The sequence below is a fragment of the Bacillus sp. 9.4 genome, assembly GCF_055486415.1.
The window spans coordinates 1055087-1077521 of sequence record NZ_JBVFMU010000001.1; the positions used below are offsets into that span (position 1 = coordinate 1055087).

22 protein-coding genes are annotated in these 22435 nt (G+C 45.6%); 5 read left to right on the top strand and 17 right to left on the bottom strand.

What is annotated here, in order from left to right; genetic code table 11:
* Nucleotides 1-6 precede the first annotated feature (6 nt).
* The 5 genes from sftA to ACZ07B_RS06200 form a co-directional block, all read right to left on the bottom strand.
* A complete protein-coding gene (sftA, locus tag ACZ07B_RS06180) occupies nt 7-2865 on the bottom strand; it encodes a DNA translocase SftA (protein WP_464877003.1) in 2859 nt (952 codons plus the stop codon).
* A gap of 159 nt (nt 2866-3024) precedes the next feature.
* The gene (gene ytpR / locus ACZ07B_RS06185; protein WP_024572892.1) at nt 3025-3630 is read right to left on the bottom strand and encodes a YtpR family tRNA-binding protein; all 606 of its coding nucleotides are present in this window, start codon (nt 3628-3630) and stop codon (nt 3025-3027) included.
* A 15-nt stretch (nt 3631-3645) separates the two neighbouring features.
* Entirely contained in the window at nt 3646-4455 is an 810-nt protein-coding gene (locus ACZ07B_RS06190) for a DUF1444 domain-containing protein (protein ID WP_009967991.1), read from the bottom strand.
* Nucleotides 4456-4469: 14 nt separating this feature from the next.
* Nucleotides 4470-4793 (bottom strand): thioredoxin family protein, encoded by a 324-nt coding sequence (locus tag ACZ07B_RS06195; RefSeq protein WP_024572891.1) that lies wholly within the window; start codon nt 4791-4793, stop codon nt 4470-4472.
* A 38-nt stretch (nt 4794-4831) separates the two neighbouring features.
* On the bottom strand, nt 4832-4948 hold the full coding sequence (locus ACZ07B_RS06200) for a hypothetical protein (RefSeq protein WP_004399150.1): 117 nt from the start codon (nt 4946-4948) through the stop codon (nt 4832-4834).
* Between the two features lie 78 nt (nt 4949-5026).
* Between ACZ07B_RS06200 and ACZ07B_RS06205 the strand changes: the two genes are divergently transcribed.
* A complete protein-coding gene (locus ACZ07B_RS06205) occupies nt 5027-5473 on the top strand; it encodes a YtoQ family protein (protein WP_003229263.1) in 447 nt (148 codons plus the stop codon).
* A gap of 54 nt (nt 5474-5527) precedes the next feature.
* On the opposite strand, the gene ACZ07B_RS06210 is transcribed toward ACZ07B_RS06205, so the two are convergent.
* On the bottom strand, nt 5528-6601 hold the full coding sequence (locus tag ACZ07B_RS06210; RefSeq protein ID WP_014480574.1) for a M42 family metallopeptidase: 1074 nt from the start codon (nt 6599-6601) through the stop codon (nt 5528-5530).
* A 158-nt stretch (nt 6602-6759) separates the two neighbouring features.
* Here ACZ07B_RS06210 and ACZ07B_RS06215 point away from each other — a divergent pair, with 158 nt between their 5' ends.
* Entirely contained in the window at nt 6760-7077 is a 318-nt protein-coding gene (locus tag ACZ07B_RS06215; RefSeq protein ID WP_014477682.1) for a PepSY domain-containing protein, read from the top strand.
* A gap of 52 nt (nt 7078-7129) precedes the next feature.
* Here ACZ07B_RS06215 and ACZ07B_RS06220 read toward each other — a convergent pair whose 3' ends face one another.
* The 3 genes from ACZ07B_RS06220 to trmB all read right to left on the bottom strand — a co-directional run bounded on the left by ACZ07B_RS06220 (nt 7130) and on the right by trmB (nt 10469).
* Nucleotides 7130-8830: an NAD-dependent malic enzyme gene (locus tag ACZ07B_RS06220; RefSeq protein WP_003229258.1), complete on the bottom strand. Its 1701-nt coding sequence runs from the start codon at nt 8828-8830 to the stop codon at nt 7130-7132.
* Between the two features lie 82 nt (nt 8831-8912).
* A complete protein-coding gene (locus ACZ07B_RS06225) occupies nt 8913-9758 on the bottom strand; it encodes a YtnP family quorum-quenching lactonase (protein ID WP_184997622.1) in 846 nt (281 codons plus the stop codon).
* A 69-nt stretch (nt 9759-9827) separates the two neighbouring features.
* Nucleotides 9828-10469, bottom strand: coding sequence for a tRNA (guanosine(46)-N7)-methyltransferase TrmB (gene trmB / locus ACZ07B_RS06230; protein WP_004398646.1), 642 nt, complete (start codon nt 10467-10469; stop codon nt 9828-9830).
* A 206-nt stretch (nt 10470-10675) separates the two neighbouring features.
* Between trmB and ACZ07B_RS06235 the strand changes: the two genes are divergently transcribed.
* Nucleotides 10676-10954 (top strand): YtzH-like family protein, encoded by a 279-nt coding sequence (locus ACZ07B_RS06235; RefSeq protein WP_003237926.1) that lies wholly within the window; start codon nt 10676-10678, stop codon nt 10952-10954.
* Here ACZ07B_RS06235 and ACZ07B_RS06240 read toward each other — a convergent pair whose 3' ends face one another.
* The 5 genes from ACZ07B_RS06240 to thpR form a co-directional block, all read right to left on the bottom strand.
* On the bottom strand, nt 10955-11752 hold the full coding sequence (locus ACZ07B_RS06240; RefSeq protein ID WP_009967993.1) for a phosphotransferase family protein: 798 nt from the start codon (nt 11750-11752) through the stop codon (nt 10955-10957). It lies immediately after the preceding gene.
* A 179-nt stretch (nt 11753-11931) separates the two neighbouring features.
* A complete protein-coding gene (gene pulA, locus ACZ07B_RS06245; protein WP_464877004.1) occupies nt 11932-14088 on the bottom strand; it encodes a type I pullulanase in 2157 nt (718 codons plus the stop codon).
* A gap of 25 nt (nt 14089-14113) precedes the next feature.
* A complete protein-coding gene (locus tag ACZ07B_RS06250; protein WP_123372894.1) occupies nt 14114-15043 on the bottom strand; it encodes a YegS/Rv2252/BmrU family lipid kinase in 930 nt (309 codons plus the stop codon).
* 48 nt (nt 15044-15091) lie between these two features.
* The gene (locus ACZ07B_RS06255) at nt 15092-16006 is read right to left on the bottom strand and encodes a hypothetical protein (RefSeq protein WP_003229241.1); all 915 of its coding nucleotides are present in this window, start codon (nt 16004-16006) and stop codon (nt 15092-15094) included.
* Between the two features lie 25 nt (nt 16007-16031).
* Complete coding sequence (gene thpR / locus ACZ07B_RS06260; protein ID WP_015251438.1) at nt 16032-16583, bottom strand: RNA 2',3'-cyclic phosphodiesterase; 552 nt, start codon at nt 16581-16583, stop codon at nt 16032-16034.
* A gap of 148 nt (nt 16584-16731) precedes the next feature.
* On the opposite strand from thpR, the gene cysK reads away from it, so the two are divergent.
* Nucleotides 16732-17667 carry a cysteine synthase A gene (gene cysK / locus ACZ07B_RS06265; protein ID WP_326210302.1) on the top strand — a complete coding sequence of 312 codons (936 nt, stop codon included), beginning with the start codon at nt 16732-16734 and terminating at the stop codon, nt 17665-17667.
* 29 nt (nt 17668-17696) lie between these two features.
* Here the strand turns inward: cysK and pepV are convergent, their stop codons facing one another.
* The gene (gene pepV, locus ACZ07B_RS06270) at nt 17697-19088 is read right to left on the bottom strand and encodes a dipeptidase PepV (RefSeq protein WP_464877005.1); all 1392 of its coding nucleotides are present in this window, start codon (nt 19086-19088) and stop codon (nt 17697-17699) included.
* Nucleotides 19089-19184: 96 nt separating this feature from the next.
* Between pepV and pbuO the strand changes: the two genes are divergently transcribed.
* Nucleotides 19185-20483 (top strand): NCS2 family permease, encoded by a 1299-nt coding sequence (gene pbuO, locus ACZ07B_RS06275; protein ID WP_216999965.1) that lies wholly within the window; start codon nt 19185-19187, stop codon nt 20481-20483.
* A 38-nt stretch (nt 20484-20521) separates the two neighbouring features.
* Here pbuO and ACZ07B_RS06280 read toward each other — a convergent pair whose 3' ends face one another.
* Nucleotides 20522-21679 carry an ABC transporter permease gene (locus tag ACZ07B_RS06280; protein WP_327828228.1) on the bottom strand — a complete coding sequence of 386 codons (1158 nt, stop codon included), beginning with the start codon at nt 21677-21679 and terminating at the stop codon, nt 20522-20524.
* A complete protein-coding gene (locus tag ACZ07B_RS06285) occupies nt 21676-22386 on the bottom strand; it encodes an ABC transporter ATP-binding protein (protein ID WP_015714539.1) in 711 nt (236 codons plus the stop codon). The genes ACZ07B_RS06280 and ACZ07B_RS06285 overlap by 4 nt, the downstream gene beginning before the upstream one ends.
* Nucleotides 22387-22435 lie beyond the last annotated feature (49 nt).

Below are 22435 nucleotides of genomic sequence, written 5' to 3' on the forward strand. Positions count from 1 at the left end.
CCCATATTATTCGTTTATTAAATCACTTGCTGTGATCAGCACCTCCCGAGGCTTGCTTCCTTTTGCCTCAGAGATCATGCCTTCCGCTTCCATCATGTCGATCAGCCTTGCCGCACGATTGTAACCGATTCTGAATCTTCTTTGCAGGCTTGAAGTGCTCGCACTGTTTTGCTCTACAACAAACTCACACGCTTCGTAAAACAGTTCGTCCTCTTCTTTCAGGGCTGATCCTTGTCTTACGAGCTCTTCTTGTTCAAATAAATAGGTCGGCGGCATTTGGCTTCTGACGTGGGAAACGACGCGGTCGATTTCCCGGTCTGACACAAAGTTACCTTGCAGACGAACCGGTTTTCCCGATCCGTTTTCCAAAAAGAGCATATCCCCTTTTCCGAGAAGCTTTTCTGCACCGGCTATGTCAATAATTGTTCGGGAATCAACCTGGCTTGAAACAGAAAAGGCGATTCTCGTTGGAATATTCGCCTTTATCAGACCTGTAATGACATCGACTGACGGACGCTGAGTTGCGACGAGAAGATGGATACCGCACGCTCTGGCTTTTTGGGCGATCCGCGCAATGCTTTCTTCCACATCGTTTGGAGCCACCATCATCAAATCTGCAAGCTCATCAATAATGACAACTAAATATGGCAGCTTTTCACCCATTTGGTGTTCAGCGGTTAATTGATTAAAGCGGTCAATGTCGCGGACACCTGAATGGGCAAAAAGCTCATAGCGGCGCTCCATTTCCTCAACGACCCATTTCAAAGCAGCTGTAGCCGCTTTAGCATCAGTAATGACCGGGCTGACGAGGTGAGGAATTTTATTGTAAGGGGCCAGCTCTACCATTTTCGGATCAATCAGCAGCACCTTTACCTCACTCGGGTCAGCTTTATAAAGCAGGCTGACTAATATTGTATTGATGCATACGCTTTTTCCGGAGCCTGTAGCGCCGGCAATCAAGCCATGCGGCATTTTCTTCAAGTCGATAACAACAGGATTTCCTGAAATATCTAATCCCAGCGCAGCTGTGAGCGGTGACTTGCTTGTCCTGAAAGCTGAGCTGCGAATCATTTGGCGCAAATCAACCACCTTGCTCGTGCGGTTCGGCACTTCAATTCCGATCGTGTTTTTCCCCGGAATCGGCGCTTCAATCCGAATATCTTTAGCTGAGAGACTGAGTTTAATATCATCGGACAAGTTGGTGATTTTATTCACCTTTACACCTGGTTCAGGATGCACTTCAAATCTCGTGACAGACGGACCCTGGGTTACATGGACCACATTGGCGCGGACATTGAAGTTTTTCAAGGTTAAATCAAGAAGCTGACGCTGTTCTTCGATCCACGCAGTATCATCTTGAACCTGCGCTGGCGGGACATCAAGCAGTGCAACATTCGGAAATACATAGCTGCCGCGGCGCTCCTCTGCTTTTTGCTGTTTATGCGTATCTCTTTTCAGCATCATCACATTAAAAGGAACGGATGGCCCTTTTTGAGAAGATGCGCTTTGTTCGGTCCTTTTCTCCTGTACACCAGGCCTTTTTTTCGGCTCTTCTGAAGCTTCGCGAGGTTTGTCTGCGCGAATTCCCTGCCGGTTTTCAAGAGTTGCAGTAAACGATTTGGAACCCTGCTCCATGTGTTCAGTTTTCTCAAGCTCTGTATGGCTGTCTGGCTGAACATCTATCTTCGTTTCCTGAGCCTCTCCCAGGATGTCATAATGATTATTTATTATGCTGTCTGATGGCTCTTCTGATTCTTTTGCCACAGTTTCTGCTTGAGCCAGAGCCTCTGATGAATACTCATGATCAGTAAATAAAGGCTCTTCCTGACGAATTTCCATTTGTTCTTCTTGAACGAACGGGGACTCAGCACCTTCTTCCGCGTTTTCATGATGATTGTATACTGGGCTGTCTGACGGCTCTTTTGCTTTTTCATCCTCAGATACTGCCTCTGTCTGAGATTCAGGAGCTGTTTGCTCTTCATCAAGTTCAGCGGAGAAAACAGGCTCTTCAAATTTCTCTGACTGCTGCTCCCTTTGTTCTTCCTCAGCCGTTGCAGGCTCTTCGCGGCCTACTTCACTGTCTGAAAGCCCTTCAGCCGCCGTATCTGTGAGCATCTCAGGCGGTGTTTGCTCTTCGGCTTGTTCAGCTGGGAAGAAAGGCTCCTCTTTTTCCGGCTGTTGAACGCCTGACTCAAATGGCACTTTGTTACCTGACGGCTCGGCTGGCCGTTTCGCCAGTGCCTCATCATGCTCCGTATCCTTTCTGTTTAAAACGCCAGAAGGCTGTTTTTCAAATTGGGTATCCGGGAAGAAAGGACTTTCTTTTTTGGAATGCGCCTGTGTGTCTGAAGCAGGATAGCCGCGTTCACGTTCGATCTCTTCTGACAGCAGTGTTACCTTCTCTTTTACCGATTTATCCGGTTCGTTCAATGTTTCAGAAGGCTTTTTCGGCACATCCTTTTTAACAGATGGTTTTTGATTGAATCCATAGATAGGCGAAGGGATATTTGTCGGTTTAAACGGTTTCTTCGCCGGCTCTGCTGCTTGATATGTATGCTGCTCTTCTTCATTTCTGGGACGCTCTCTGTAAGGTGCAGCACTTGGACGAGGCGCGGATTTCGGTTCGTCCGATGGTGTGCGGCGCCTTCTCAGGTCATGATTTTTGTATCCGTCAGGCACGACTGGAAAACGGAATTTGCCTTTTGGATATTCATAATATATTTTAGGATCTTCCAATCTTTTTAATTGTCCTTCAGGATGATGTACTTCTTGTTGCTGCGGAATTTGAGCGGGTTTTGTCTCCCGTTCAGCATCCTCTTCGCTTTCGCCTAAAAACAAATCAAAAAATTTATGAAGCCAACTCATAATTTATCTCTAACTCCCTTATAGTTTTCTGGGACGGTTTTTAGTATACCACTGCTGGTCGGCCCAGAAAAGATTAAGCTATCAGCAGAAACAAAGCCGCTAAACAAGGGCTTAGCGGCTTTTCACATGATTCGTTTTTTTTGGCGGATTTATGGGAGTCTAAAACTGAAATGCGTCTCCCGCCTCATAGTCTCCTTCTAACACAAGGATTCCTTTTTCAGCAGGGGCATCCGGCAAATCAAGCTCTTTCGCTGAGCAGATCATCCCGCTTGACGGAACGCCACGAAGCTCTGCATCCTTAATGACAAGTCCGCTAGGCATCACAGCACCGACTTTGGCAACGACAACTTTTTGGCCTTGGTCAACGTTAGGCGCGCCGCAGACGATCTGAAGCGTTTCTTCTCCTACGTTGACTTTACATACGCTTAATTTATCCGCATTCGGATGTTTTTCTTTTGATTCTACATAACCCACAACAAACTTCGGAGATAAATCAACGACTAATGTTTCTTCAACGCCGTTTCTGTTTAAAATCTCATTCACATCTTGCACGAATGTTTCTGAGAGCGCAACAGGGCCGTTTTCATCAATGGTCAAGTAAGAAGACGCATTGAAAATGTTGAAGCCCGTTGTTTCTTTTGTTTCGTTATCGAAAATTTTGACGACATCGCCGTGTTTTTCATAGCCTAATTGTTCGCGTGTCACATCTTGAAGAGAGATCAGGAGCGTGTCTCCCACACCTTCTTTATTATAAAAAGCGTTCATAAGTAAAAATCCTTTCTAATCCTTTTTCGGACGGCTTTTCGCCAGGATAAACACCGGTTCCAGCTTTCCTTCATTGTACAAAAATGATAGGGCGGTAATCGGGACGGTGCCGCCTGCAAAGAAGCTCATCGACATTTGTCCTAGAATATCATACCCCGATTCATTTCGGATGTCAGCAAGAATCAAAACGTCCTGATGAGGAACAGAGATCGCCAGCTCACCTTCTGCATGCTGCTTATATTCATTTAAGATCGCTTCGTTCAAAATCCGGCTTGCGTCGTATCCGTCGTTTGCCCTGAAGAAATAAAAGTAATTGCCGGCAACCGTATCCTCTTTGACAACCGTCGGCAGGGAACGGAGATTAAATGCGGCCGTCTCTCTGATCCGCTCTTTTGTCCAGTTTTCTTTCTCAAGCATGCGCTGGTCAATTAAACGGTAGGTTTTCCCGAGATCTAGCGCGTAATAAATTCTTGTCTCTGCGGTATGATCGTCATAAATGAGCGGGATATCTTCGCTGGACTTGTCCGGGAAGGAAGTCGAGCGGATGACCGGATAAATGCGAGTTTCTTTCCCGGTCATTTCCTGAGCCTTCCCTTCCATTGCCGTCATCGCTTCGGAGACATAGTACACGATCTCATCAATGGCTTCGTCTTTTTTCAGTTCCCATTTTGCAATAATCGGCGGTAAATCGAGCGTAATCCCTTTTTTAGTCGTTTGATCCTCAACACGGAGGGTGTCTTTTTCTCTGTCAAACAGAAAGGAGCGATTCTCGTGCTGAAGGCGCTGTTTCAGTATATCTGACAGCTTCCTTGAGGTCATTTTCAAACCGATGTCCTCCTTTACGCTTTAGCGAGAGAGTCTGTTAAAAACTGTTCAATTTCTTCTTTTGTTTTGCGGTCTTTGCTCACAAAACGATTTACTTCTTTTCCTTCATTAAACACCACAAAGCTTGGGATTCCGTAAATTTCCCACTCTGCACATGTATCAATGAATTTGTCACGGTCTACGTAGTAGTAGGTGAATTCAGGAAAATTCGCTTCCAGTTCAGGCAGGAAAGGCTCTACAAAACGGCAATCCGGGCACCAATCGGCTGAAAACATAAATACAGCCCAATCATCCTGTACCGCTTTTTCCAACTCTTGAGTTGATTCAATTTTTTTCATTTCATATCCCTCCAGTTGTTTAAGTTCTTACATGTTTTTTATCGATACTCGTCCATTTGGATCATACCAAACTGCTTGAGGCAAAACCACTTATATGCAACGAATGAATATGTAAGATTGGCTTTCCCATTATCATTATCATATTTTATTTGCATTATCAAGCTCGTTTCGTTTAACATCGTGTACATGAGGGTAAAATTTACAGATGGACATACATAAGGAGGGATTTTTATATGGAGTTTATCGTCTATCTAGCAGGAGAAATCCACAGCAATTGGCGCGAGGAAATTAAAGAAAAAACAAAATCACTGAAGCTCCCGATTACGTTTGTTGGCCCGATGGAGAATCATGACCGCTCAGACAATATTGGTGAAGAAATTATGGGCGTACAGCCAAATGCCGTTTTAAAGGATGACAAAGCCTCTGACATCAACAACTTCAGAACCGCCGTCCTGATGAATAAAGCAGACTTTGTGATCGCCCTGTTTGGCGAAAAGTACAAACAGTGGAACACGGCAATGGATGCATCATATGCGATCGCAAAAGGAAAACCCCTGATTATCATCCGGCCGGAATCGCTCCACCATCCTTTAAAAGAGCTTTCAAATAAAGCGAATATTACGGTTGAAACCGTTAACCAAGCCATTAAGGCCCTTTCCTATCTATTTGAAACAGAATAAGAAAAAAGCTTGTCGATCCGGGCTTACTGCTCGTTCAACAAGCTTTTGTGAAACCTACATATTTTCTTTAATCGCATCCACTGTCTGCTTATCGCAGGCTGTTACAAGTTTGATGAGCATTTCTTTAGCAGCAGCATAATCATCAATATGAATGATAGAAGCGTTTGTATGAATATAGCGGGAACATATTCCGATAACCGCTGACGGCACACCGCTGTTCGAAATATGAACCTTGCCTGCGTCTGTTCCCCCGCCGGATACAAAATATTGATATGGAATATCATGCGTTTCAGCCATATCAAGAACGAATTCCCTCATTCCGCGATGCATGACTGTCGTTCTGTCAAGAATGCGCAGCAAAAAGCCTTTTCCAAGCTGGCCGAATTCATTTTTGTCTCCGCTCATATCGTTTGCCGGGCTGGCGTCAAGGGCGAAAAACAAGTCCGGTTTAATCATATGAGAAGCCGTCTGCGCGCCCCTTAGCCCTACTTCTTCCTGAACCGTTGCACCCGCATAGAGTGTATTCGGAAGCTCTTTACCGTGTAATTCCTTCAGAAGTTCAATGCTTAAGCCGCATCCATATCTGTTATCCCATGCTTTTGATAAAATTTTCTTTTCATTCGCCATCGTCGTAAACGGACAAACAGGCACGATCTGCTGTCCCGGTTTAATGCCGATTTTGATGGCGTCTTCCTTATCATCCGCTCCAATGTCGATCATCATGTTCTTGATATCCATCGGACGGTTTCGCTGCGCATCTGTCAATAAATGCGGCGGTATGCTTGAAATCACACCCGGAACCGGCCCGTTATCTGTTTGAATTTCAACCCGCTGCGCAAGCAAAACTTGGCTCCACCAGCCTCCGAGCGTCTGGAATCTGAGCAGCCCGTTGTCTGTAATGGATGTCACCATGAAGCCGACTTCGTCCATGTGCCCGGCTACCATAATTCTCGGTGCGTCCTCTGCGCCTCGTCTGACTCCGAAAACACTTCCCAGTCTGTCCTGAACGATGTCATCGGCATATTTGGCTAGCTCCTGCTTCATAAAAGCACGAACCTGATGCTCATTGCCCGGCGCGCCGGGAAGCTGCGTCAGTGTTTGGAAAAGCGCTTTCGTTTCTTGATTCATGTTTTCCCCTCATTTCTATGTAGTCCTTTTATTTTATTAGAAACAATGAAGTTTTCCAAGCACCCTGACCCAATCTGCTCAATCAGCCGCGTATTGCTTAACAGGATTTGGCTGTTTCTGTATAATGAAAAGTACGATCAACCAGGAGGTGCTTTATTTTGAAATTGCGTCATCTTCTTTTAGGAGCAGGACTTGGAATTTGTACGGCTGTCGTTGTGAAACAATATGTGATGAAGCCTTATATTTCTTCAGAAAAAGCGCTTCGAATTGTAAAGTCTGCTTTTAAGCAGCGGGGCCCGATTGACGGATCATGGATTTACACCCAGCCGGAGCCTTACAATATTAACGGAGAAACGGTACAGGTATACAAAACCGGCATTACACGATCAGCTTTCGGAGAATTAGAACAGTATGAAGTCATGGTGGATGCCAAAACGGGAGAAATTGTTGATGTCATTGATACAATCGCCTCTTAACACCGGACAAGCAAAAAATAGAAGCCGCTGCCCACGCAGCGGCTCTTTTTTATTATATCGCGCGAATCGGTTTGTATACCGGATACCACATCGCATCCTGCACTGCCTGTATAATGTCTTCAGGCTCTTCCGTAGCGACGCCTTCCTTCATTGCGGTTTTTGCAACTTCAACAGCAACGGTTGCCGAAACAGTGCGCAAATCTTCAACTTTTGGAAGCATCGGCGCGCCAGGCACCCCGACATTGACCATACCTGCGATTGCCCGGGCACATGCTTCAAACATGCCGTCGGTAATTAATTTTGATTTGGTAACAATCGTTCCAAGACCGAGACCAGGGAAGACAAGCGCGTTGTTTGCCTGCCCGATATGATACGTAACTCCGTTATATTCAACTGGCGGGAACGGGCTTCCTGTCGTGATCAGCGCACGGCCTTCTGTCCATTCGATTAAATCCTCCGGCTTTGCTTCAGAAAGAGTTGTCGGATTTGACATTGGCAAAATCGCCGGCCGTTTTACATGTGACGCCATTTCTTTTACAATTTCTTCAGTGAAAGCGCCGGAAACCGTAGATGTGCCGATCAGGATCGTCGGTTTCGCCTGCCGGACCACTTCAAGAAGATCAATGCCTCCGCCGTCTCCGTTCCGCTGATAATCCTTCACTTCATCAGCCGAACGGGCATACGGCTTTTGGAAATCAAGAAGCTGATCCATATCATCTGTTAACAGCCCGTTCCTGTCTATGCACCAGAAGCGCTTGTATGATTCTTCTTCACTCAGTCCCTCGCGCACCAATGCTTCCCGCAGCTGTTCGGCAATTCCGATTCCTGCCGTTCCCGCTCCGAATATAACAACTCTGTGATCTCTCAGCGGAACTTTAGACGCTTTTGCACAGGATAAGACTGCGGCCAAAGAAACAGCGCCAGTTCCTTGGATATCATCATTGAAGGTACACACTTTATCTTTATAGCGTTTCAAAATGCTTCGCGCGTTTTTCGCCCCGAAATCCTCCCAATGCAGCAATGCATTCGGAAATGTTTCTCTCGCCAGCGCAACGTAGTCGTCAATAAATTGGTCATAGCGTTCGCCGCGCACTCTGGAATGCTGGTTGCCGACATAAAGCGGGTCGTTCAAGAGGCTCTCCTGATTTGTCCCCGCATCTAAAACAACAGCCAGCACTCTGCTCGGATCAATGCCCGCAGCCGCTGTATAAACCGCCAGCTTGCCAATAGAAATCGCGATTCCTCCGACGCCCCAGTCACCGATTCCTAAAATTCCTTCCGCATCAGTTGCAACAATTAAATCGATCGTATCGCTTTGATCTTTATACTGTTTAAAAGCTTCTTTCATACCGTCCGGGTCATCGATTGACAGATAGAGCCCTCGTGGTTTTCTGTATTCATGGCTGTATCTCTGGATTGCCGTTCCGACTGTCGGTGTGTAGACAATCGGGAGCATTTCCCCTAAATGGTCATTTAACAGGCGGTAAAACAGCGTTTCATTCCGATCGTGCAGCGCCGTTAAATAGACATTTTTGCTTAAATCGTCAGGCTGTGCGGAATATTGTTCATACGCTCTTTTCGCCTGATCATCAATTGTTAATACCTTGGGCGGCAGAAAGCCTTTTAAACCAAGTTCTTTTCTTTCTTCCTCAGTAAAAGCAACACCTTTGTTCAAAAAAGGAACAGAGAGCACTTCAAGGCCTCTTAATGTTGTTTGAATGTCTCCTTCGTTTGTTACTCTGAATTGTTTCACCCTGCCTCTTCCTTTCTGAGCATAATTAGTACTAGGTTTGCATTATTAGCCGGAAAACATGCAGGGTAAACATAAAAATATGCTATTGCTTCATTCGCTTAACTGACTTTTTGATGCTTCCGTCCTCCTCCCATTGAAGCGCGCGATATTCGGCATCATGATAAAAAATAAACCAAGCGTCTTTTTCTGCTGCGAACGCCTGCCATTTCTGCTTTTGCGGGATAGAGGTCATCGGATAATCATCGTAAGCCAGCACCCATAGCGGATTGCGGTGGGCATGTGTCGGCATCAGATCTGCCATATGTACGGCAGTTTCACCCGCATCCTCGCATATCAGGACACTGTGTCCGTCGCTATGGCCTCCGGTGTGATGCAGTGTAATACCCTCTGTGATCGTTAAGGTGTCTTCAAAGGTTTTGACTTGGCCAGCTACAGCCTCCCAATTTTCTTTCCAATACGTATTTTTCGACCTGATATTCGGATGGCGCATTTCGTCCCATTCAACAGCTGATGTATAAATCACTGCATTCGGAAAGACAGAGACGAGCCGTTCACCTTCATATTCCGTTAAACCGCATGCATGATCAAAATGAAGGTGTGTCATTGCAATCACATCTATATCGGCAACCGTTAATCCGAGTGCAGCTAATGATGGTTTCACATTCGACTCTTGTGTCACGCCATAGTTTCGTTTTTGTTTATCAGTCAGCTTGCCGGACCCAATTCCGGCGTCAACGATGATATTGAGCCCATCCTTTTGAATCAAAATAGGGTCTGTCCTTAGTTCAATCTGGTTTTTTTCATTGACTGGATATTTTTTAGACCAAAGCGGCTTTGGCACAACGCCGAACATGGCGCCTCCGTCCATATGCGTCACGCCTCCGTCAAGCCAGGTCAATGTGATGTTTCCAATTTTCATTGTTTCCATTTTCATCCCCCCTGTCATCATGGTAGCAAACGGTCCATAAAAAAAACAGACTCCTGTCAGAGTCTGTCTTTACGTTCTCCATTCAACCTCAGCCCGATAGATCGGCTGGCCGAGTGCAGAGAATTTTTCTTCATATTCTGTCATAATATTGCCTTCCAGATTGCTGTTATGCAAATCGAGACTGACGTATGTCAGCAGCAGGCCGTACTCAGAGAAGCTCTTCAAAGAGTACTCAAACAAACCTCGGTTGTCCGTTTTAAAATGAATCGATCCGCCTTTGCCCATTACTTCTTCATATTTTTTGAGGAAGTGGGAATATGTCAGGCGGCGTTTTTCATGCCGTTTCTTCGGCCAAGGATCAGAAAAGTTCAAGTAGACCCGTTTCACTTCCCCCGGCTCAAACACATCCGTCAGCGTGTCCGCATCTATATTCAGAAGCTTTACATTCTGCGCTTCGCTGTCTTTTACTTTTTGGACGGCTGTCACGATGACGCTTTTAAATAACTCAATACCAATATAATTGATGTCGGGATTTTGTTTGGCCATACCAGAAATAAATTGGCCTTTTCCTGTACCAACCTCGATATGGATCGGATTGTCGTTGCCAAACACTGTGTTCCATTTCCCTTTATAATCAGCAGGATTGCTGATGGCAATATCTGCGTTTTCAGCCAAAAAGTCATCAGCCCAAGGCTTGTGGCGCATTCTCATATGATTGACACCTCTATCTATTATTTCGACTAACAACATACCATGAATTAAAAAGACCCGCAAGCTCGTTTTTCCAGTGTATCTCTCTTAAGGCCGAGCGCATAAAAAAAGAGGGTCCCGTCTGCTGGAACACTCCTTTCACATGTATAAAAACGCTCTGTTTTGAACAATTTAACCCGTATGATACTGAAGGGATGTGTACCGTTATGGGTTTACATTATGAGCATCAAGTTCATTTATTGAAGGATATATTGACTGACCATCAATTGGACTGCTGCGGAACAGTCGCAGAGTACGAGCAGCTTGAGCGTGTGATTAAATCACTGATGGCAAACACCGAGCTTGATTCAAATTTCAAAAACGTGCTTGAAGATGTTTACCGCTACAGCCAATCAGGAATATCGTCCAAATCCATCGACTCACACATACAAGAGCATCAGAACAGCCTGTCTCAATGGGTAGAGCAAATGGATTCGTATTCCTGATTAATCAACAATTCGTTTCATGAGGATATGCAGCTCTTCCATTGCATCATGAAATTCCTTATCATTTCCTTTTGCTTTATGCCAGGCAATGAAAGTAATTGTTTCAGATAACACATACCAAGCCATTCGCAACCGAAGGCTTTCTGTCAGCTCTATGCCGTACATGCTCAGCCAGCTCTCCCAAGCTGGCTTTTCGACGTAGTGGTACAGCAAAGGCCCGAGGTCCATCGCCGGATCAGCGATCATGGCGCCGTCCCAGTCAATTAAATACAGCTGGTTGTCTTCAGACAATAGCCAGTTATTATGATTGACATCACAATGGCAAACGACTTTCTCACCGAAATGCACTTCATGCAGGTGTTCTTCCAAATACTTGATCCCTTCTTGAATCAGCGGCGAAGATTGCTGCACAGCAAATACAGCCTGCTTCAGCTGAGACAAAAGAGCCCCCGGGTTCAGCGGTTCTTTTCCAAGTCTCTTCAGCATGTCCAGCAAGGCTTTTGATGTGTGTATTTTACGAAGCAATTCAGCAACGGGCCGTCCGCTCATGTCTTTAGGCTTCAGCTCTCTGCCGGTCATCCAGTGCTGGGCCGTAATGACGTCCCCATTTTCCATCCGTTTTGTCCAAACCAGCTTCGGAACAATGCCTTCGGCGGATAAAACAGCTAAAAAAGGTGAGCTATTACGTTTTAAAAAAAGCTGCTGCCCGTTATGTTTCGCATAATATGCATCTCCTGTAGCTCCTCCGGCGGGGAAGATCTCCCAATCGCTACCTAGTAATTGTCCCAACCAGTTCATATCAATGTTCAACCCATCATTTCTTAAAATATTTTAGAATTAAGGCTAATCGTTTCTAGTCTATCCAGCGAATGCCTTTTTCGTACGAATCGTATAAAAATAAAAAAGACAGCTATTGAGAGTCTCATATGCTAATCAATAGCCGTCCTTTAAATTTTAGCGCTATAGCACAAACTTCGTCAAGCAAAACTCTTAAGATCTGATGCTAAATATAAGATAACCGTTCCGATGCCGTTTACTGCAACCGTTTTCTTGATTTCTGCCGGGTCTTCCTGAAATCCTGATGGATCACATAAAAGCCGATAAGGTATGTCGTTTGGCAGCCTCCACTCGACGGAGTCTGGACTCGCGTGATGGATAACAATGATATCTTTCCATTCGTCAACCTCGTCAAGATCATAAAGCCTGTATGCGATAAGGTGTTCTTTTAGCGTCAAGCATTCAAAATGGCGCCGGATGTCTGCAGCGGACCTAAGACGGAATGCAGGATGCGCTTTTCTCAGCGAGATCAGCCTGCGGATATAGTGAACATCTTCTTTGAACGTTTCACGGCGATCCCAGTCGAGCTGGTTGATGCTGTCACTGGATTGATAGCTGTTTTCCACTCCCTGCTTCGTCCGGAAAAATTCCTGGCCGCTGTGAATAAACGGCACCCCTTGGGCAAGCAAAATAATCGCGGCTGCAAGCCTTTGCCTGCTTCGCTTTCGGCTGTCATTTTCTTGAGGAAGCGCGAAGCTCATTTTATCCCAAAAGGTGTGATTGTCGTGTGATTCGACATAATTGATGGACTGGCTTGGTTCCGGAACAATCGGTGCTAATGCCTTCCATCCGGAAGACCCGGCAATTCCATGCATCACAGCTTGTGCTGATTCACTGCTGCCGAGCGCAAACCCTGCTGCCATAAGGTGAAAGGTGTTCCCTTTTACAGCGTCACGAAACATATCATTAAAAAAACCGATGCCCGGCATTCTTGGCGCGTTCGCCAAAGCAGCTTTCTGTTCATGCGACAGCGGTGTAGCCAGATCCCACCCTTCTCCAAAAAGCAGGATTCCGGGCTTTGCCTTAGTTGCTTTCTCTTTCATATAAAGCACGGTGTCAATATCTAAAATCCCGAGGAGATCAAAGCGGAAGCCGTCAACATTGTATTCTTCAAGCCAATAGACCACGCAATCCGCAATGAATTTTCTTGCCATCCTTCTTTCTGATGCAATATCATTGCCAACGCCGGTGCCGTTTGACGGCATCCCACATTCGTCGTGCCGGAAAAAATAACCTGGCACTGTCTTTTCAAAGGGGGAATTCTCCCTCTTATACACATGGTTAAAAACAACATCCAGAATGACTCGCAGACCGTGCTGATGCAGGGTATTGATCATTTGTTTCAGCTCTGTTTTTCTCGTTTGAGGATCATGAGGGTTTGAGGCATAGCTTCCCTCCGGGGCAAAGAAATGAAGCGGGTTATATCCCCAATTGTATGCATCAAGCGGCTTCTCTTCATCAACTCCGGCAAAATCATTCACCGGCAGAAGCTCCACATGTGTAACACCAAGCTCTTTTACATACGCCAGTCCCGAAGAACTGCCATTTGCGGTTTGTGTATCAGTTTCCGTTAATGCTAAGTATTTTCCCTTGTTTATCATGCCGCTGTTTTCATGGATGGAGAAGTCGCGAAGGTGCGTCTCATAGATGACGGCATCCACAGGGTGTGAGAATGGTTTAAGAGGAGCAGTCCATTTCATGTGATCCGGGCGCAAGACGACGCCCTTCTCTCCATTTACAGTCACAGCCTTGGCATACGGGTCAACGGTTTCCATCCATTCTGAATTGTTGCAGATGCAAAACAAATACTCATATCCGTGAAGGTCACCTGTGACCGTAACGGCATAGACGCCTTTTTCCAACCGAGTCATTTGGAATGTGCGCCCGCTTTTATTGGGGTATGAAAGCTTGACAGCAGCTGAGGTTGCAGCAGGCGCCCATACTGTAAATACGGTATGATCCGCGGTATAAACGGCGCCCAGCTCTCCGTCATAATAAAATTCGTCATCAAACGCAGCCGTCCGGATGACCGCGCCAATTTGGAGATCCGTTTTGTGGCCGCTGGATGCTCTGACGCAATGGATTTTTCCAAATGTCACAGGATGGTCGGATACGCAGACGTACTTGTATTTTGCTTCAAGGGAGTATTCCTCCCTGACAGCCAGAGGAAAAACTGTTGTTTCTGTCTCAAGCCGAAACGGCGGTGTCATGATTTCCTTTTGTTCAGCAGGAATCAGAACAGTAATGATATTCATGTCATCGACATACGCTTCGAAGCTGCGGCGGATGCTGACCATCGGAAGCTCTCTCCTCCAAACACGTTTATGTTTTGATCCTTAGGGGTGAAGGACTAGATGCCAGACGAAACGGGGTAGTGCCCATGATTTCTCCGTCAGCATGGAACGGGATTTTGTCCTTCGTGTAAAACGTAATGTCCTTCGCTTTAAACATCGTAACGCCATCCATCTTTGTATGTTTTCCAAATGCCATAAGACATAAAAGCCAATATTTTTTCAAAAACGTCTGGTTTTCAACGATTACGATATCAAATGTCTTCTCGCGCGGATTTGCTAGGGGCGCAGCCTTCATGCCTCCCCCGTAAAACGGATGGTTGGATACAACGGCAAACCAGACATCATGAAATTCGCGCGTCTCGTCTTCCGTCGTACAAGCTAACGTAAACGGCTTAAAGGTTGCCGAAGCGTGCAAATGAGAAAGCGGATACACAAGAAATCGAAGGCGGAGAAAAAGAAAAACCCGTCTCAACGGAAATTCCATCGCCTTTTTATTGACATATGCGTCAAACCCGATCCCGATATGATTCATAAAATAAAGAATCTGTGATTTATCCTGAAGGAAATTGACGCTCCCTAAATGAAAGGTTCTTGTTAACGGGCGCTTTACCTTCTTGATTTCCTGTATCAGATCGATTTTTTTAATAGAAAACCCTCTCGAAAAATCATTATACGCGCCCGCCGGCACAAAGCTCAGCTCAATATCGTCAACATCTTTCAGCCCGTTGACAACTTCATGCATGGTTCCGTCTCCGCCAATGACGATCAGGCGCTTCAGCTTATATTCTTGTATCGTTGAAATCTGTCTGGCGAGCACCTCGGCGTGTCCCGGATGTTCAGTTAAAAATGAACGGTGCTCAACCTTTCGTTTGATCAACTCTTTTTGAATGGACTTCCAAACACGCAGGCCGTTTCGATGTCCTGCTGTCGGATTAATAATAAAAAACCAATGGCTCATCTTTCTCACCTGCTTATGTTATGAGAAAACCGCTCAAATCGTTCTCTTTTACTCCAGCCACTCCTGTCTGCGATAGGAGTCAGACATGCAGTAAGACAATAGAGCCTTTGCAGCCTTTACCTGATGATGTTTGATCGGAGCAGTGTTTTTCTTCTGCCGCTCAATCCATTCTTCCGCGCTCCGCTTATCCGCTATTTCTAAGCCGTATGGCGGCTCCGGGTAATCGATGTACGACGTTCTGCTCAGAAGCAATTTTCGAACCGGAATCTCAGCCTGTTTTTCCTTTACGATCTTTGACACAACCGAGTCCGTACGAAACAGGCTAAGCCCTGGATTTAACACTGATGCAGTCTGAGAGGCTGTTTTCTTGTCCCAAAAACGATTTTTAGACCCTATGTAGACACTATCTTCCTCAGCCTCTAAAAAAGAAACGCAATAAATTTCCAGAGGAGAAATAATCACAATGCTTAATTCAACCGCCGCCTGCTGAATTTTCAGCACAGGCTTATACATAATAAAATAAGAATCAGGCAGCTGCTGGGTCAGATAACGCAAAATGCGGTCCTGCTTCACCTGGTTTGAGAGTTGAGATATTTCTGAAAGAGTAGAGCTGGCCCATTTGAGCTGAAAATCATATAAATGTCTTTTATAAAAAGAAGCAAGCGCTACCCTGCTCTTCGGGAGCCTTACATGAATATCTTCTTCGTCCTCAAACCATTGGTGTCTCTCTTCTTGTATATCGGCTTTTATCTCTTCTTTTCTTCTTTTCAATGAAAATTTTTTTCGTTTCTGCACCGGTTCCGGTTCTTCAGCACTGGCTTGCCTTTCTTCATGCTGGCGCTCCGCTGCTTCTACTAGTGAAAGCCAGCGCTCTTTTTTCAGACGTACAAACTGGTTGATATAATGGTACGGATCAAGCTCATATCTTGATATATAATCATGAATTTTGATGATTTGTGCCATGTTTGTTTCTCCACTCCGCAATGAATTAAGATAATTGAAATTTGAATATTTCCTCGTATTTTGGTGATTGGTTCAAGTGTATTTGAAAGAGCGAAAATCGTTCAGCCACCATCGAAACCTCGCCGCTTTCAAACGGAACATGAGCTGGAAATCCATCTTCGCCTGTCCATTTTCTTGCCAGCGTCATATGAGGATGATACGGTCTTTTTTCCACTTGAAAGCCGGCCTGAAGTACAGCCTGCTTCGTATGTTCCCGCAGTCTATCAAGCGTTTTGTTTTTCTTTGGCTCCAGATGTAAAACGCGCGGCCTTCTGCGGTCGCCGAATACATCTATCTTGTCAAACTCAATTGAAAATGGGTCAATTTCTGAAGCAATCTCTGTTAGCGAACCTTCAAGCTTCTTTATTTGTGTCTCATCCGCCGCACCGAGAAAAATTAACGTGATATGATAGTCAAGCGGGTGCACCCATTTTTGAAACGTCAATACCGGTTCGTTTTTCGCAGCCTGGTAGATCGGATTTGCAATTCCCTCAGGTATGGGAACGCCGATGAAATAATGAGGCCGTATATCTGGCATCCGTCTGACACTCCCTTCTTTGACAGCTATTATTTTATCAATAAAGAGGCTGTGCGGATAGAGGAACAGTGTATGAAAACACTCTCGCACAAACGTTTATTATGTTAGGATATTATATGACACTTGTTTTATTCAGAAAGGAATGACAATGTTGAAAATCGTTGCAAACACAGCTGATCTGATAGGAGATACACCGCTAGTGAGATTGAATCGGCTTCAGCCGGAAAATGCGGCACAAGTCTATTTAAAGCTTGAATTTTTCAATCCGAGCGGCAGTGTGAAAGACAGAGCCGCTTATCAAATGATCATAGAAGCTGAACAAAACGGTTTACTCAAGCCGGGATCAGTTATTATAGAGCCGACAAGCGGAAATACCGGAATCGGGCTCGCCATGAATGCGGCAGCACGCGGATATAAAGCAATCTTAGTGATGCCTGATACGATGACGAAGGAACGGATCAACCTACTTAAAGCTTACGGTGCAGAGGTTGTATTAACTCCCGGAGAGGAAAGAATGCCGGGTAGCATCAAAAAAGCGAAGGAGCTTGCCGAACAAATTCCGAACAGCTATATTCCAATGCAGTTCGATAACACTGCTAATCCTGATGCGCACCGGAAAACAACAGCGCCTGAAATTGCTCGGGCGTTAGAGGAAATCGGAAAACCGCTCGGCGCTTTTGTTGCCTCCTCCGGAACGGGCGGAACCATTACCGGAACAGGTGAGGCGCTCAAAGAGCTTTTTCCGGATATCACGGTTCATGTTGTTGAGCCAGCGGGTTCGCCTGTATTATCCGGCGGAAAACCTGGCGCACATAAACTTGTAGGAACGAGCCCAGGCTTTATACCGCCGATTTTAAATGAAGACGTGTATGATGAAATTATCAAAATCTCTGATGAAGACGCGTATACGACAACAAGACGGCTTGCTGCTGAAGAAGGAATTCTTGTCGGCCCTTCATCAGGCGCAGCCTGCTTCGCGGCAATCGAAACAGCGAAACGCCTCTCTCCTGACAAAGTTGTGGTCTGCATGACAGCTGATACAGGAGAACGGTACTTATCAACTGATTTATGGTCATTTATTTAAAAAAAGGACTGGCTTCAAAGCCGGTCCTTTTATTTTGCAAGCTCGTAAATGGCCTGCGCATATAACGCTGTCGATCTCAGCAGGTCATCAATCTCGATATATTCATCCTTTTGGTGTGCGCTGTCAGGGCGTCCGGGGAACAGCGGGCCGAACGCGACACCGGCTTTTAAGGATCTCGCATAAGTCCCCCCGCCAATTGAGATTAAGTCAGCTTTTTTACCCAGCTGGCCTTCATAAACCTTTTGCAGGGTTTTGACTAACGGATGATCTGCGGACACGTGATGCGGCTTGCTGTCTTTGAATTCTCCCAGCTCAAATTCAGATGCGCTTTCGAATGTATCGCGGATCGCTTTGCTTTCTGCTGTCACAGGATAGCGGATATTGATCCCGAGCTCGCCTCCTTGCCCTTCTTTATAGCGCAGTGTTCCGACATTTAATGTCAGCTCACCGCTGATTTCATCCTCACAGTCGATGTCCAGTTTTTTTCCTCTTGTATCACCTGAGAACTTATCTGTCACAACTTGCACAAACCGCTTTCCTGCATCGTCAAGCTCAGTCTGCTGGAGAAATTCGCACAATAAAATGCCGGCATTGATCCCATTGTTCGGTTCCATCGCATGGCAGGAAAGACCGTACATACGCAAAATGAGCTGTTCGTTCTCTATTGCAGCTTCCCCTTTTTGGTCCGTCGTGCGGAGCATGTCTTTAAATGAAGACAGAATCTCTTCATTTTTCGGCCCTTCAATGACAGCTTCCGCAGCGTCGGGCACCATGTTTAAGCGAAGGCCTGATTGAAACGAGACAAGCACTGCCTTTGGTTCTGCTTGATTTGGGCGGTGCGGAATAAGTAAAGAAGCATCGATGATCCCTTTTTCCGCATTAATGATCGGAAAATCGGCGTCAGGCGCAAAACCCATTGTTGGCATTTCTTCATGCTTGAAATAATGCTCTACGCATCTCCAATCACTTTCTTCATCTGTTCCGATAATCATTCTGACTCGCTTGGACAGGGGTAAATTCATGTCTTTCACGATTTTCAGCGCGTAGAATGCCGCCATTGTCGGGCCTTTGTCATCAATGGCGCCCCTTGCATAAATCCGTCCGTTGCGGATTTCAGCTGAAAATGGATCACTCGTCCACCCATCTCCCGGTGGCACGACGTCAACATGGCAAAGTACGCCGATAATGTCATCGCCCTCCCCCCATTCAATATGACCTGCGAAGCCGTCAAGATTTTTTGTTGTAAAGCCTTCTTTTTCTCCAAGCTCCAGCAATGAAGTCAGGCTGGCGTTTACCCCTTCTCCAAACGGTTTACCGGGTCCGGCGGTTGTTTCGTCCATGACACTGTTGATTCTCAAAAATTCCTGCGTATCACGAATTAAATCCTCTTTTTTTCTGATCACTTCAACTTCCCAGTTCATAATGATCCCCTTTCCGCAAGAAATGACTTGCAAAAACCAAATAAAACGAATAATATTAATGGTGTTTTGTTAAAACGTTCGTAATTGGAGGATACTATGTTTCATCTAAAAGAGCAGCAAACATCCATAAAGCAAGAAATCATAGCAGGGCTGACGACCTTTTTCACAATGGTCTATATCGTCGTGGTCAATCCGGTCATTCTGGCTAACGCCGGGGTTCCTTTCGACCAGGTTTTCACCGCAACGATTATTGCCTCCATTGTCGGAACGCTGTGGATGGCCCTGGCAGCAAATTATCCGATTGCTATTGCGCCCGGCATGGGCTTGAACGCTTATTTAGCCTTTCATGTCGTAAGCGCAAGCGATGGCGGCATCACGTACGCAACAGCTTTCAGCGCAGTATTTACAGCAGGGGTTCTCTTCATTATTCTATCGTTAACGCCTTTAAGAAAACAACTTATAGAAGCGATTCCAAACAATTTAAAATACGGGATCACAACTGGGATCGGGCTGTTTATTGCTTTTATCGGTTTGCGTCAAGCGGGCATTGTGGCAGCTGATGAGTCAAACCTGGTCACTCTCGGCAATCTGCATTCACCTGGCGTTATCTTAACGCTGGTTGGCCTTTTGATCAGCGTGGTCCTGATGGTGCTGAATGTAAGCGGCGCTTTATTTATCGGAATGGCAGCTACCGCTTTGATCTCCTTTTTCACCGGTCAGCTCCATTTTTCAAAGGGATTTATGTCGCTTCCTCATTTGCCGGAAGGATTGATGATCTCAAATCCATTTACTGCTTTTGGCGATGTCATTCATCACGGCCTGTACGCTGTCGTCTTTTCTTTTCTATTAGTCACAATATTTGATACGACAGGCACGATGATCGGAGTTGCCGAGCAAGCCGGGCTGATGAAGAACAACAAGCTGCCGAACGTGCGAAAAGCGCTGCTTGCTGATTCAACCGCGACGACAGTAGGAGCTGTTTTCGGCACAAGTCCAACGACTGCATTTATCGAGTCTTCCGCCGGTGTCGCAGCCGGGGGAAGAACGGGGCTTACGGCTTTGACTGTCGCGGTGATGTTTGCGGCTTCAATGTTTTTCAGTCCGCTTGTCAGCGCCTTGTCCGGTATAGCCGCCATCACCTCGCCTGCTTTGATTATCGTCGGCAGCCTGATGATGGGTTCAGTTTCCAATATGAACTGGAAAGAGATGGACGAGGCATTTCCAGCTTTTCTCGTCATTCTGGCCATGCCTTTGACCTCCAGCATTTCTACAGGAATTGCGCTTGGCTTTATTTCATATCCGATCGTAAAAGCGGCGCGGGGAAAATGGAGAGAAATTCATCCGCTCGTCATCGTTTTCGCCATTCTGTTTTTCATCCAGCTGTTTATTTTATAATGAATACAGAAAAACCCAAACGTCGCCGTTTGGGTTTTTTATGTAAACAATAAAGAGACAGCGGCCGCTAAAAAACAACAGGCGGCAAACGCATAGTGCAGGATATTGATACAGTTTTTTCTGGCCCGATAATATTCATCACTTTCCTTATCGGTGCCAATTAAAAAAGGGGCATCCATGACCTTGTCAAAAATAAGCGTCAGGATATAACGGCAAACACCTGTGTATACCAGCAGCGCAATCACCTTCAGCCAAATTGGGGAAACAAATATGAGAACGGTGAAAGCTGACAATAGCATGTACATCTGCCTCGCATACTCGCCATTCCTCAGCATGACTTTAAAAAACAATTCCTTATAGCCTGTGCAGATCGTTCGTCTTTTAAATATCCTTTTTGAATTTCGGTATAATAACGGTTTTCTTCTCATCCTGTCTTTTACTTTTGGCATTCCCGCCTCCTGACTCATCATCATCACAAGTCCTGCAAGGGCAAGCCTGCTTTTTTTCTCTTCAGTCACCTCAGCTTCAAAAGCCGTGAACGAAGCCGTCTTTTTCAAACTGCGGATAACTGAGAAAAGCAAAAATAAAATGCCAAAAAGCGCAAGCAAGTGCCACTGAGTCAAAACAATCAGGATCGCAGAACCAGCAAAAAGAATAGCTCTGACAAGGATATCACCAATCCATCTCGAAATAGAGCGCGGCTTTCTGATCCTGTCTTGCTTTAAGGATAAAAAGAATATATGAAGGCCAAACAAATAACACAATAGAGCAGTGCTTTCTGCGAATGTGATGTGAACAGAATGACTGATCAAGGGAAGGACAATGAAAAAGAGAAGCAGCCATTTAGCCATCGTGACGAGAAAAGAATACAAAAGCGCGTACCGTTTGAGCTGATAGATGATTTCTTTCTTTTGCAGCAAAAACACTTTGTCCGCTTCCATTAAAAATGTACGAATCGAGCCTGTAAACATGATCAGCCCACACACAGCGTACAGCCATCTCCACTCCGCCACTTCAGACCACTCATAAAGAAGACCTCTTCCATTCATCAAATCAATATACTGATAGATGACAAAAGCAATCGCCGGCAAAACAATATAGAGAGCGACTGTCCAGTCAATGACCGCATGCAACACTTTAAACTGATACTTGTAATAGTCAAACAGCCTTCGAAAAAAGAGCGTACGCCCGTTCATGGCCGATCACCTTGAACTGCCTTATAAAAACAGTCAAGCAATGACTGCCCCTCTAATCCGGTCTTGTCCTGAATATCTTTTAACGTGCCTTGGAGAAATAATGAACCTTTCTCAATCATATAAAACCGGTCACAGATTTTTTCCGCGGTATCGAGTACATGCGTGCACATCAGAATTCCGGCTCCACGTTCTTTTTCAGCCTTAAGCATGTCCACAAAGCGTTTCGTCGATATCGGATCAAGGCCGATAAACGGTTCATCAATCACATACATATCCGGCTTAGAGAGAAAGGCCTGGATAAGCATTAGTTTTTGCTGCATGCCCTTCGAAAAGGTGACAGGCAGCTCATGTTTGACATGATCAAGCGAAAACGTCTGCAGCAGGCTTTGGGCCCGATGCGCAAATTCTCTCTCTTCAATGCCGTGGAGTGTGCTGATCAGATCCAAATGCTCCCACAGCGTCAGTTCTTCGTAAAAGGACGGATGCTCCGGAATATATGCAAATGAACAGTCGTTCCAGGCAATATGCCCTTTAAAATCTTCTGAAAGGCCGAGTATCGCCTTGATTGCGGTGCTTTTTCCGGCGCCGTTAGCTCCGATCAGTCCAACTAGTTCCCCTTTTCTGACTTCCAGAAAAACATCGGTGAGCACTTTTTTTCGGCTTGTATACCCGGCCTGTTCTATTGAAGCTTCAAGCAAATTTGTCAAAACTCACCCACCTCCAAAATTTACTACGAAACAGAATAAAAAAAGTTTC